This is a genomic window from Streptomyces sp. NPDC006510 (assembly GCF_040611955.1).
In the GTDB taxonomy this organism is placed as follows: Bacteria; Actinomycetota; Actinomycetes; order Streptomycetales; family Streptomycetaceae; genus Streptomyces.
Map to the genome: position 1 here is coordinate 1 of NZ_JBEXPH010000210.1, position 13527 is coordinate 13527.

General features: G+C 70.5%; 5 protein-coding genes and 1 pseudogene. All 6 read left to right on the forward strand.

Translation table 11 applies throughout. The features are described 5' to 3' along the window. Window positions 1–572: 572 nt before the first annotated feature. Complete coding sequence (locus ABZY11_RS37345; protein WP_356483428.1) at window positions 573–1406, forward strand: PIG-L family deacetylase; 834 nt, start codon at window positions 573–575, stop codon at window positions 1404–1406. Window positions 1407–1822: 416 nt separating this feature from the next. After that, window positions 1823–2368 (forward strand): annotated as a pseudogene (locus ABZY11_RS37350) (transposase family protein); the annotation flags it as partial. Window positions 2369–2736: 368 nt separating this feature from the next. Further along, window positions 2737–3351: a winged helix-turn-helix domain-containing protein gene (locus ABZY11_RS37355; protein ID WP_356483429.1), complete on the forward strand. Its 615-nt coding sequence runs from the start codon at window positions 2737–2739 to the stop codon at window positions 3349–3351. 5 nt (window positions 3352–3356) lie between these two features. After that, window positions 3357–4781 carry an MFS transporter gene (locus tag ABZY11_RS37360; protein ID WP_356483430.1) on the forward strand — a complete coding sequence of 475 codons (1425 nt, stop codon included), beginning with the start codon at window positions 3357–3359 and terminating at the stop codon, window positions 4779–4781. A gap of 294 nt (window positions 4782–5075) precedes the next feature. Then, complete coding sequence (locus ABZY11_RS37365) at window positions 5076–11819, forward strand: amino acid adenylation domain-containing protein (protein WP_356483431.1); 6744 nt, start codon at window positions 5076–5078, stop codon at window positions 11817–11819. A 47-nt stretch (window positions 11820–11866) separates the two neighbouring features. Beyond that, on the forward strand, window positions 11867–13527 hold a 1661-nt coding region (locus ABZY11_RS37370), incomplete at its 3' end, for a condensation domain-containing protein (RefSeq protein ID WP_356483432.1).

Consider the following 13527-nt stretch of genomic DNA (forward strand, 5'->3'; position numbering starts at 1 on the left):
GGCATGTCCCACCCACCGAGTTCGAGGCACTTCACGCAACGACCGACGCCTCACTGACCCCCTGAAACCCAGCTATCTCACTGTCCACAAAACCCGGGGCTTGACAGTGACGGAGACAGACGAGGGTGCGTTAGCCAGGATGTGGGCGGCACCGGCGAAGTCTTGAAGCTGACTGCGGCCATATCGCGCGCACGGGCTCACGATGTACCCGCAGAGCCTGTCCACATCAGCCTTCGGCCGGCGGGCTTTGGACTACTGGGTCGTGCTTTGGGGGAATCAACTGGGTTGACTGGCGGCTTGGTGCGGCGGGTGGATGCCGACGTGGCGCTGCGACGTGCAGGTCGCGCCTGCACCGCGTTCGCGTTGAAACTCCGACGCCTGGAAGGCCAATTGGCTGCGCCGGGAACAGCCGGTCCGGTCGGCACGGTTGCATCGACCGAGGGATCGGCGCCGTACGGGCGGGGAACACGGGGACTGCAAGGTCATCCGCCCCGCCAGGATCCGGACCCCAGGATCGCGGTACGCCCGCCGCGCACTCGGACCAAGACGTATTTCTGCAGGAGGACTGTTTCATGATTGACCGGCCCTTGACGCTCATGGCAGTACACGCCCACCCCGACGACGAGGCCACCGGAACCGGAGGGGTCCTCGCGCGGTACGCGGCGGAAGGCATCCGCACGGTTCTCGTGACATGTACCGACGGCGGTTGCGGTGATGGTCCGGGGGGCGTCAAGCCGGGCGATCCCGGGCATGATCCGGCGGCCGTTGCCTTGATGCGCGGCCAAGAACTCAAGGCGAGTTGTGACGTACTGAAGGTCAGCGATCTGGAGCTGCTGGACTATGCCGATTCCGGGATGATCGGCTGGCCGAGCAATGACGCCCCCGGATCCTTCTGGCAGACCCCCGTGGAGGAAGGCGCTGCCCGACTTGCGGAACTCATGCGGCACTACCGACCCGATGTGGTCGTCACCTACGACGAGAACGGCTTCTACGGTCACCCCGACCACATCCAGGCCCACCGCATCACAATGGCGGCGCTGGAGATGACCGCGCTGACACCGAAGGTGTACTGGACGACGATGCCTCGCTCGATGATGCAGCGGTTCGGGGAGACCATGCGCGAGTTTCGTGGGGACATGCCGGAGCCGGATCCTGCCGAGGCCGCCGCGATGGCCGAGATCGGCCTGCCCGACGATGAGATCACCACGTGGGTGGACACCACCGCATTCAGCGGTCAGAAGTTCGATGCGCTGGCCTCGCACGCCAGTCAGGGCGAGAACATCTTCTTCCTCAAGATGGGCAAGGAGAGATTCGGCGAGTTGATGGGCATGGAGACCTTCGTACGTGTCAAGGACGCCACCGGCGCGGCCGTACCCGAGAGCGATCTCTTCGCCGGACTGCGCTGATCCGCTCTGTGTCGTCATTACCGCGTTGGCGCCGGCGTGGACTGGACAGTTCGCCGGTCGGGTGGCGGCCAGCACAGCACTGGGGCTTCTGCCCGCAGGCGGGCTGCTGTTTGCGGGTGTGCTTTGGGCCGCTTCGGCGTCGGCCTCCTTTGCCGTCCACATGACCGTGCTGCGTGAAGACGCAGGGTGCTCGGTCCGGCCAGTTGGTGACATCCTTCTCTGGAGGACCCTCGGGCTGTCTATCGAACTCACCGTCGCCGAACACACGTCTGCGGCTGGTTCCGATCGGGGGCGAGGAGTGAGCTGATTCCAACCTGTCGGCGGTGTCCTTCAGTTGGGCGGGCTCTGCAACGCGATGAAGCTCCTGGCAGGAGGTGCCACGACCGAGATCCACCGTGCCCCACCAGGAGCTTCGCGTGCTTGTCCACCCGTCGTCGATTGATCTGTCTAGCCGGACCCTGTACTACCTGAGCGCTCAACCGCGCGCCCGGCGGCGGGAGATCGGGACGCGCCGATGGCGTCTGCCCGCAGACCGACAGGCCCTGCCCGTCTTGGCTCACCTGCGGTGCGGCGATACCTGTGCCCAGCTCGCCGCCGGGTTCCGCATCGGCATCGCGACCGTCCATCGCTGCATACGCGAGGTCATCGACGTCTTGGCCGCCCTCGCCCCGACCCCGACCGAGGCGATGAAGACCATCCGGACCAAGGCGTTCGTGATCCTGGACGGCACCCTCCTGCAGATCGACCGGATCGCCGCCGACACTCCGTACTACTCCGGGAAACACAAGCGCCACGGCATGAACGTCCAGGTCCTCACCGATCCGTTCGGTCGGCTGCTGTGGGCGTCCCCCGCCCTGCCCGGGTCCGTCCACGACCTGACCGCCGCACGGACCCACGGGATCAGCGACGTGCTCGTGGCCGAGCCGAAGTGCTGGGCGGACAAGGCGTACCAGGGAGCCGGCCACCGGGGAGCCCTCGCCGTAGAGGGTGTCGGTGAGGAAGGGTTTCGGGGGCCTGGAGCGCATCCTGGACCAGGCTAACGCGGCCGGCGCCCTCATCGACCACGCGCTGTGTTCCGGAAGTCCAGGCGCCCCGTGAGCAGAGGCGGCGCCGTGGGGGCCGACGGGCGCCCCGAGGTCGACCGCGGCGCGCTGCCGTTCCTCTACGCGCGCCGTACAGGAAGAGGTCCCTCCGGCGGTACGGACCTCAGTCGTGAGTCGGTGCTGGTGTCAGTCCGCGTGCCGCCGGAATTCAGCCATCTCCTCGACTGCACAGACTTCTGTGCACAGGAGTCTGTGCATAGAAGTCTTTGTCATCTACCTTGGGCCTCATGGAACTTCCTGAGCAGCCCTCCCAAGTGCAGCTGACCGCTCGTAACCTGCGGGGCGTCGCACATCCGCTGCGGGTGCGGATGCTGACGGTCCTGCGGACGGAGGGGCCGGCCACGGCCACCACGCTCGCCCGGCGGCTGAATCAGAACACCGGCGCGACCAGCTATCACCTGCGCCAGCTCGCCGAGTACGGCTTCATCGTCGAGGCGCCGTCCCGGGGCGGCCGCCGTGAGCGCTGGTGGCAGGCGGCGCACGTCAACACGGTCGTACCGGACGATTCGGTGCTGGCGGGTGATGACGGTCTCGGCATCGCCTATTTGCAGGCGCTCGGCCGGGTCTGGTCCGACGCGATGACGACCGCCATCGACGCGACCGCCTCACTGTCGACCGAGTGGCGCGATGCCCAGGACTTCGGCGACTACGTACTCACGCTCACCCCCGCCGAGGCCGAAGAGCTGTCGGCGGAGATCCACCAACTGCTCCGCCGACGCAACTCCGCGCCCGAACCGGGAGGTTCGCCGCTGCCCGAGGGCGCGGCGCGAGTCGCATTCCAGTTCCAGTTGTTCCCCACCAGCGCAGACCGGCACGTCTCCCACCCCACCGACTCGGAGTGAGAAAGATGACCTCTCGGCACGCGGCCGCCCAGCAGGCGGCGGACAGTGGCACACGCACACTCGCCCCGGACGCCCCGGACGCCCCGGACGCCCTGGATGCTCCGGACGGCGGGCCCCGGGTCCTGCGCGGACTGGTCGGCATGCTGTCGGCCAACGCGGCGTCCCTGTCGGCCAACCGGGTGCTCTCGATCGCCCTGCCCTGGTTCGTCCTGACGACGACCGGAAGCGTCGGCAAGACGGGTCTGGTGGCTTTCTGTCAGATAGTCCCCTATGTGTTAGCCCAGGCGCTGTCGGGGCCGATCATCGACCGGGTCGGCCCCAAACGCATCAGCGTGGCCGGCGACCTGGCCTCCACCGTTGCGACGGCCACCGCCCCGTTGCTCTACCTGACGGGACACCTGTCCTTCGGACTGTTGCTGGGACTGCTGGCCGTGGTCGGCGCGGCGGACGGCCCGGCCAACGGGGCCAAGGGGCTCTTCGTGCCCGCGGCCACCCGCGCGGCCCGGGTGCCGTTGGAACGGGGGACCGGTCTGTCGGCGGCGGTCGAACGGACCGCGACGACCATCGGACCGGCCGTCGCCGGTGTGGTCGTCGCCTCCTTCGGCAGCCTCTACGCCCTGTGGATCACCGCTTGTCTGTTCGGTGTGTCGGCGCTGATCGTCTCCACCACGCTCAGCGACCCTGTGCCCGAGCCGCACGAGACGCCGGTCGAGGAGGCCGAGGGCTATTTCTCGCGGCTGCGTCAGGGCGCCGTGTTCCTGCGCGACGCCAAGTTGCTGCGGTCCATCGTGTGCATGCTCGCCGTGACCAACATGCTCGACCAGGCGTTCATGTCCGTGCTGCTGCCGGTCTGGGCGAAGGAGACGGGCAACGGCGCGGGAGCCATTGGCCTGGTGGTCAGCGTCTTCGCCGCGACGTCGATCATCGCCGCGCTGGTGGCCGCGGGAGTGGCCGAGCGGCTGCCCCGCCGTGCCGTCTATCTGATCGGCTTCACGCTGGGCGGCGTCCCGCGCTTCGTGGCCATGGCCACGGGGGCGCCCCTGTGGCTGGTGCTGGTGGTGCTGGCGGTGGGTGGCCTGGGCTCAGGCTTCGTCAATCCGATCGTGGGGGCCGTGACGTACGAACTGATCCCCACTCCGCTGCTGGGACGGGTCAAGACGCTGGCTCAGGCCGTCACCTGGGCGGGCATCCCCTTCGGCGGGCTGCTGGGAGCGGGACTGGTGACGGTGGCGGGCACCTCGGGCGCGCTGTGGATCGTGGGCGGGCTCTACCTCGTCGCCATCGGTGTGCCGGCCCTGAACCGGGAGTGGGCGGGCATGCGCGAGCGGACGGTGTCCGACGCGAGCCCCGTCGGCACCGAGCACGGGAACGGGAGCATGGCCGGTACGGCTTCGGTTCCCGGGGAAGCGGCGGCCAAGGAAGTCGCGTAAGCGGCGGTACGGGACCGGCGCCGGCCGGGCGGTGGACCGCCCGTCGGCCGCCGGTTCCGTGCCCCCGCCTCTACCTGGACGGCAGATCTCCGTCACGGCGAGCGGAACTCCGCTGACCGGCCGCGGTGTTCACGCCCGGACCGGCGTAAGTGTCCACGCCCGATGGGCAGAAGTGGCCACGTACGGCGGGCAGAAGTGACCAGTTATCTCCTCCAGATCGCTCTGCGAGCATCGGATCCGGCTGAGTTTCCGAGGGTTTTCGCAAACGGTCGATGACGAGGAACTGGTGGACACATGACGACGAAGCCGATGATGGCCGCGGCCTCCGGCCAGAGGGCCGAGCAGGGCGGTTTCTCTCCTGCGGAAGCCCGCATCGCGGCAGTGTGGAATGCGGTGCTCGGCGCCGAGGTGACCGGGGCGGAGGACGAATTCTTCCGGCTCGGCGGAACCCTCCCGCAGGCGGCGGAAATGGCACGGCGGATCGCGGAGGAATTCGGTTCGGAATTCGGCGCGGAAACACTGCCGGAGCCGTTGACGGTGCGGGCGGTGGCGTCGTTCCTCGCGGAGGAAGCTCTGCTGCGGACCCACCGGCTGTTCGAGTCGGCCGACTTCGATACCGAGGGCGCGACGGACGTCATGGACGCCCTGGTGGCGGCCGGGGCTCCGGACGACGCTCCGGTCATCCCCCGCGCGCCCCGGCACGGACGTCCGCTGCCGCTGTCGTTCGCGCAGCGCCGACTGTGGTTCCTGGACCAGTTGGAGCCCGGCCGGGCCGAGTACCTGATCCCCATGGGACTGCGCATCCGCGGCCCGCTGGACGTCCCGGCGCTGCGCGCGTCGCTGTCGGAGCTGGTGAGCCGGCACGAGGTGCTGCGCACCCGCTTCGCCAGCGACGCGGACGGCAACCCCGGCCAGGTCGTCGACCCACCCCGGCCGCTGCCGCTCGCCGTTCACGACCTGCGGTCCGTCGCCGGAAAGGATGCGCGCGAGGAGGCGGCCGCCGCGCTCGTGGACACCGAGGGCTTCCGCCCGATGGACCTCGGCACCGGACCGATGGTGCGTGCGCTGCTGATCCGGCTGGCCGACGAGGAACACCTGCTCTATCTGACGGTGCATCACATCGCCTTTGACGGCTGGTCGGCGGGGGTGCTGTCCCGGGAGCTGACCGCGCTGTACGGCGCGCGGGCCGCGGGCATGGCCGCCGGCCTGTCCGAACCACCCCTCCAGTACGCCGACTTCGCGGTCTGGCAGCGCCAGTGGTTCACCGGCGAGGTGCTGGCGGAGCAACTGGACTACTGGCGCGCCCGACTGGCCGGCACCGAACCGCTGGAGCTGCCCACCGACCGCCGGCGTCCGGCGCGGCGCAGCGGCAACGGTGCCATGCTCACCTTCCGCGTGCCGGCGGAGACCGCAGACGGCGCCCGCAGGCTCTCCAAGGAGTCCGGCGCGAGCCTGTTCATGACCCTGTTGGCGGTCTTCCAGATGGTGCTGTCGCGCTACAGCGGCCAGGAGGACATCGCGGTAGGCACCCCGATCGCGGGCCGCAACCGGGCCGAGATCGAGAACGTGATCGGCTTCTTCGTGAACACGCTGGTCCTGCGCACCGACCTGTCCGGCGACCCGACGTTCGCCGAAGTGCTGGCCCGGGTCAAGGACACCGCGCTCGGCGCCTACGACCACCAGGACCTGCCCTTCGAGCGCTTGGTGGAGGAGCTGGCCCCGCAGCGGGACCTGTCGCGCAATCCGCTGTTCCAGACGATGTTCGTCCTCCAGAACACCCCCGACAGCCGGTGTTGGGAATTGCCGGGCCTGACCGTGCGGCAGCTCGACGTGTCCGCCCAGGACTCCAAGTTCGACTTCACCTTCTACGCCACCGAGGCCGCCGACGGCGCTCTGGACGGCACCGTCGTGTACTCCACCGACCTGTTCGACGAAGCCACGATGGTGCGGCTCGCCGGGCATTTCGAGACGCTGCTGGCTGCCGCCTGCGCCACCCCGGACGCCCGGCTGTCCGAGCTCCCGATGCTGACCGCCGCCGAGCGCCGGACGATCCTCGGCGAGTGGAACGGGGCCGACACCGATGCTCCGGACACGGTGACGGTGACCCGGCTGATCGAGGAGCAGGCCGCTCGCCACCCCGACGCGCCGGCCGTGACCTGCGGTACCGACCGGCTGACCTACCGTCAGCTCGACGAGCGGGCCGAGTGGATCGCCGGCCGGCTGCGCGAGCGCGGTGCCGGGCCGGGCACTCTGGTCGCGGTCTGCCTGGACCGCGGTACGGACATGGTGTGCGCGCTGCTCGGCATCCACAAGTCGGGGGCGGCATACGTGCCGCTGGATCCGGCGTACCCCACGGACCGGCTCGCCTACATGGTCGAGGACAGCGGCGCCCCACTGATCGTCACCCAGTCCGCGCACACCGGCCGCCTGCCCGCCCACACGCCGACGCTGCTGCTGGACGGGCACTGGCCGAAGCAGCCGCACACCGCCTCCGCCGGTCCGGTGGCGCAGGCCGGCCCGGACGACGTGGCCTACGTGATCTACACCAGTGGCTCCACCGGTCGCCCCAAGGGCGTGCAGATCACCCACGGCGCGCTGCGTGCGCGGATGCGGGAGACACGCCGTGAGCTGGGGCTCACGTCCGAGGACCGGGTCCTGCAGTTCGCCTCGATCGCGTTCGACTCGTCGGTGGGTCAGATGTTCGCCCCGCTCGTTTCCGGGGCGGGTCTGGTGCTGCGCGACGACACCTGGGACCCGGGCCGGCTGGCGGCGGCGCTGCGCGAGCACCGGGTCACGGTGGCATGGCTCACCCCGTCGGCGTTCGGGGCACTGGCCGCCGACCTGGACGGGCCGGACGCGCTGGGCCCGCAGCTGCGGCTGGTCCGGCTCGGCGGCGAGGCGCTCCAGCGGGAACAGGTCCGGCAGTGGTTCCGGCACTGCACGGTGCCTCTGGTCAACGGTTACGGCCCCACGGAGGCCGCGCAGGAGGCGACGACCGCCAGGATCAACGGCCCCGTCGACCGGGTGCCGATCGGCCGGCCGGTCGCCAACGTGAAGGTGTTCGTGGTCGACCGCCACGGCCGGCCGGTGCCGGTGGGCGTGCCGGGCGAGATGTGGATCGGCTGCCCCGGGCTGGCCCGCGGCTATCTGCACCGGCCCGAGCTGACCGGCGAGAAGTTCACCGTCGTGGACGTGGACGGCACGCCGCGGCGCGTCTACCGCACCGGTGACCTCGCCCGGTGGCTGCCGGACGGGCGGCTGGAGTTCGTGGGCCGCTCCGACAACCAGGTCAAGCTGCGCGGCTACCGCATCGAACTGGGCGAGATCGAGACGGCGTTGCTCGCCCACCCCACGATCACCGGCGCCACCGTCGTGCTGCGCGAGGACGTTCCCGGTGTGCAGAGGCTGGTGGCGTACGTGGTGCCCGTGGGCCCCCTCGACGCGAGCGCGCTGCGCGCCCGCCTCCAGCGCGACCTGCCGGACTACATGGTGCCCACGGCGTTCGTGCCGCTGGAGCGCATCCCGCTCACCCCGAACGGCAAGACCGACCGCCGGGCACTTCCCGCGCCTGCCTCCGACCGGTCCGGACTGGGCGCCGCGTACACCGAGCCGCGCACGGACATCGAACGCACGGTGACCGAGGTCTGGTCCGAGGTGCTGGGCGTCGACCGGATCGGCGTGCACGACGACTTCTTCGCGCTGGGCGGGCATTCGCTGCTGGCCACCCAGGTCGTGTCGCGGCTGCGCCGGCGGTTGGGTGCCGATGTGCCGGTGCGCACGCTGTTCAGCGCGCCGACCCCGGCGCTGTTGGCCGCGGCCGTGACGGAGCTGGATGGCACGGAGGCCGGCCGCATCCCGGCGGCGCCGCGCCACAGCGCTCCGCCGCCACTTAGCTTTGCGCAGCAACGGCTTTGGTTTCTGGACCAGTTGGAGCCGGGCCGGGCCGAATACCTGCTGCCCTTCGCCTTCCGCATCCACGGCTCCCTGGACACTGACGCCCTGAACGCCGCGTTCACCGCAGTGGTGGCGCGCCACGAGATCCTGCGCACCCGGTTCGGTACGGACGCGGCGGGCTCCCCGGCGCAGCTGATCGACCCGGCGCTGCCGGTGCGGATGCTGATACGGGACCTGCGCCGGATGGGTGACACGGCTGCCCGCGAGGACGTCCTGGCGGAGGTGCTGCGCGAGGACGGACTGCGGCCGGTCGACCTCGGCACCGGACCGATGCTGCGCGCGCTGCTGGTGCGGCTGGCCGACGAGGAGTACGTCCTGGCGGTCACCGTGCACCACATCGCCTTCGACGGCTGGTCGGTGGGCGTGCTGGTGCGCGAGCTGTCCGCGCGGTACGCAGAAGCCCTCTCGGACCGCTCCGGCACGCCCGGGCCGGACCCGCTGCCCGTGCAGTACGCCGACTACGCGGTGTGGCAGCGCGCCTGGCTGTCCGGTGCGCCGCTGGAGCGACAACTCGCCTACTGGCGCGATCGGTTGGGCGGGCTGGAGCCGCTGGAGCTGCCGACCGACCACGCGCGGCCGGCGGAGCGCGGCGGGCGGGGCGAGGTGGTCCGTTTCTCGGTGCCCGCCGAGGTCGCCGCCCGTGCCCGCGCGGTGTCCGCCGAGAGCGGCGCGAGCCTGTTCATGACCCTGCTGGCCGTCTTCCAGCTGCTGCTGGCCCGCTACTGCCGCCAGGACGACATCGCGGTCGGCAGCCCGGTCGCCGGTCGCAACCGCGCCGAGACGGAGGATCTGATCGGTTTCTTCGTCAACACCCTCGTCCTGCGCACCGACCTGTCCGGCGACCCGACGTTCGCCGAACTGCTGGCCCGGGTCAAGGACGCCGCGCTCGGTGCCTACGACCACCAGGACCTGCCCTTCGAACGCCTCGTGGAGGAACTCGCCCCCGACCGGGACCTGTCCCGCAACCCGCTGTTCCAGACCCTGTTCGCGTTGCAGAACACGCCGGGCGCGGACGCCTGGAACCTGCCGGGCCTGACGGCGGAACCCGTCGAGCCCCCGGTCCGGGACGCCAAGTTCGACCTGTCGATGTACCTCGCGGAGGCGGCGGACGGCACGCTGGACGGCGCCGTGGTCTACGCGGACGACCTCTTCACCGAGGACACCGCGCGCCGCCTGGCCGGCCACTTCACCAACCTGCTGGCCGCGGCCACGATTCGCCCGCACAGCGCGCTGTCCGAGGTGGAGATGCTGGACGCGGGGGAGCGGCACCGTGTCCTCACCGAGTGGAACGACACCGCCGCGCCCGTTCCGGCAGCGACACTGCACCGGTTGTTCGAGCAGCGGGCGGCACAGGACCCGGACGCGGTCGCAGTCGTCTGCGGCACGGACATCCTGACGTACCGTCAGCTCGATGAGCGGGCCAACCGTCTGGCCCACCGGCTGCGCGCTGTGCCGGGCATCGGTCCGGACGTACCCGTGGGCGTCTGCCTGGAACGCTCGCCCGCCATGGTGTGGACGTTGCTCGGCATCCTGAAGGCCGGTGCCGCGTACGTCCCGCTTGACCCGGAGCACCCGGAGGAACGGCTGGCGTACCTGGTGGCGGACTCCGGCGCGCCGCTGATCGTCACCGACATCGCGCACGCCGACCTGCTGCCGGACGGCCCGGACCTGCTGGCCGTGGACCGCCCCGCCGACCTGCCGGACACCCTGCCCACGGACGCGCCGGAACCCGTCGCGGACCCCGGCGACCTGTGCTACCTGATCTACACCAGCGGCTCCACGGGCCGCCCGAAGGGCGTCCGCATCGAACACCGCGGAGTGGTCAACTACCTGGCCGGCATGCAGCATGTGTTCCCGATCGCTCCGGGCGAGGGCTTCCTCCAGGCCACGCCGCTGTCCTTCGACGTGTCGGCGTACGAGATCTTCTGGCCCCTGTGGCAGGGTGCCACGGTCGTGCTGGTGCCGGGCACCGACCGGCTCGACATGGCCGAGGTGTCCCGCCTGATGCGCGCCCACCGCGTGGTCGGCCTGCACTTCGTGCCGAGCCTGCTGGATCTGTTCGTCTCCCGGGTACGGCCCGGGGACTGCACGCACCTGCGGTACGCCTTCGCCAGCGGCGAGCCGCTCCAGCCGACGCTGGTGAGCCGGTTCACCGAGCGCTTCCCCGGTGACCTCGTCAACCTGTACGGCGCCACCGAGGTCTCGGTGGACACGACGTACTGGCGGGCCTCGCGCACGGACCCGGCCGGACCGGTCCTCGCGGGCCGTCCCATGGTCAACCAGACCGTGTACGTCCTGGACCCGGACCGCCGTCCCGTGCCTGCGGGTGTGCTGGGCGAGGTGTACCTCGGTGGCGACAGCGTCGGGCGCGGTTACCACCAGCGGCCCGACCTCACCGCCGAGCGTTTCGTCGCCGACCCGTTCCGCGGCGGCCGGATGTACCGCACGGGCGATCTCGGCCGGTTCACCGCGGACGGCGAACTGGACCTGCTGGGACGGATCGACCGTCAGGTGAAACTGCGCGGCGTCCGGGTCGAACTCGGCGAGATCGAGGCGACGCTGCTCACCCACGGCGCGGTCGGGGCCTGCGCGGTGGTGGTCCGGGAGGACACTCCCGGCGACAAGCGGCTGGTCGCCTACTGCGTGCCCGCGCCCGGCGCCACGGTGGACGCCGGCGCGCTGCGCGAGTGGGCCGCCGAACGCCTGCCTCGCGCCATGATGCCGTCCGCGTTCGCGATCCTGCCGGAACTGCCGCTCAACCGGAACGGCAAGGTCGACCACGCGGCACTGCCGGCCCCCGGGAACGACGGCGACAGCACGGCCGGATACACCGCGCCACGGGACGAGATCGAGGCGGAGATCGCCGGGATCATGGCCGCCGTGCTCGGCGTCGAACGCGTAGGAGTCCACGAGAGGTTCTTCGACGTCGGCGGGCATTCCCTGCTCGCCCTCCAGCTCGTCAATCAGGTCGAGTCGGTGACCGGAGTACGCATCGGCCTGCGACGCCTTTTTCAGTCGCCGACCGTCATCGGCATCAAGCAACAGCTCATCGAATTGTTCGACGCGCAGGAACAGCTTTCCTGAAACAGCGGCCCATTGCCCACGCGAGAAGACGAAGAGGACGGAACATCATGGGCGAGAACTCGGTGGAGGCACGGCTGCTGTCCCGCATGCGGCGGCGTGCGGAAGCGGCCCGGATCGTACGGGCTGACCGGGAGGCCGGACCGCTGCCGCTGTCGTTCGCGCAGCAGCGGCTTTGGTTCCTGGACCGGCTGACGCCGGACAGCGCGGAATACCTGGTGCCGACGGTGCTGCGGGTGCGCGGCGCGCTGGACGTCCCCGCGCTCGGCACAGCACTGTCAGGTCTGGTGGCCCGGCACGAGGTGCTGCGGACGGCGTTCCCGGCGGACGACAACGGCACACCGCGGCAGGTGATCAGCGCACCCTGGCCGGTGGAGGTCACGGTCCACGACCTGCGGGCCGAGGCGGACGCGGAGACCCGCGCGGGCGAGGTGCTGCGCACCGAGGCGACGCGGCCGTTCGACCTGGAGGCCGGGCGGCTCCTGCGGGCCGACGTGGTGCGGCTCGCGGACGACGACCACTTCCTGCTGCTGACGGTGCACCATATCGCTTCGGACGGCTGGTCTTCCGGGATTCTGGCCCGCGAACTGCGCGAGCTGTACGCGGCCGCCGTTGCCGGACGCGAGGCTTCGCTTCCCGAACTTCTCATCCAGTACGCGGACTTCGCCGCCTGGCAGCGGGAGCAACTCAGCGGGGATTTCCTGGAGAAGCAGTTGACGTACTGGCGCGAGCGCCTTGCCCGCGTGACGCCGCTTGAGCTTCCCACCGACCACCAGCGTCCGGCGCAGCCGAGCGGCGGCGGTGACGTGGTCACCTTCTCGGTGCCGTCGGAGGTGACGGAGGCGCTGCGGGCGACGGCGAGCGGGCAGGGCGCGAGCCTGTTCATGGCGCTGCTGTCCCTTTTCCAGATCGTTCTGGCCCGCTACTGCCGCCAGGACGACATCGCGGTCGGCAGCCTGGTCGCCGGTCGCAACCGCGCCGAGACCGAGGGCCTGATCGGTTTCTTCGTCAACACCCTCGTCCTGCGCACCGACCTGTCCGGCGACCCGGCGTTCACCGAACTCCTCGACCGGGTCAAGGACACCGCGCTCGGTGCCTACGACCACCAGGACCTCCCCTTCGAACGCCTCGTGGAGGAAATCGCCCCCGACCGGGACCTGTCCCGCAACCCGCTGTTCCAGACCCTTTTCGTCCTCCAGGCGCCCGGCAGCGCGGAGGTCCAGGCATGGGAGCTGGCGGGCACACGGACCGAGCCGGTCGAGATCGAGCGGGGCGTCGCCAAGTTCGACCTGACGCTCACGGCGGTCGAGTCGGCGGACGGACTGCGCGCGGCCCTGGAGTACCGGACGGATCTGTTCGAGCGGGCGTCGATCGAGCGGTTGGCCGGCCATTTCACGACTCTGGCGGCGTCGGTGGCGGCCGCACCGGGTGCGCGTCTGTCGGAGCTGAACATGCTCACGGTGGGGGAGCGGCGGGAGGTGCTGGTCGAGTGGAACGGTGTCACCGGTCCGTATCCGGACACCGCGACCATTCATCAGCTCATCGAGGAGCGTGTCGCCGCCAGTCCCGATGCGATCGCTGTCACTCATGGGGGGCGCCGTTGGACCTACGGCGATATCAATGCCCGTGCGAACCAGCTCGCCCATCACCTGCGCGGCACCGGTATCACCGCAGACACCCTGATTGCCGTCTGCCTCGACCGCTCGCCCGA

Excerpts from the sequence above, each read along its gene's own strand:
- ABZY11_RS37355 (WP_356483429.1), top strand. The coding sequence starts at position 2,737 with ATGGAACTTCCTGAGCAGCCCTCCCAAGTGCAGCTGACCGCTCGTAAC.
- ABZY11_RS37365 (WP_356483431.1), top strand. The coding sequence starts at position 5,076 with ATGACGACGAAGCCGATGATGGCCGCGGCCTCCGGCCAGAGGGCCGAG.
- ABZY11_RS37345 (WP_356483428.1), top strand. The coding sequence starts at position 573 with ATGATTGACCGGCCCTTGACGCTCATGGCAGTACACGCCCACCCCGAC.
- ABZY11_RS37360 (WP_356483430.1), top strand. The coding sequence starts at position 3,357 with ATGACCTCTCGGCACGCGGCCGCCCAGCAGGCGGCGGACAGTGGCACA.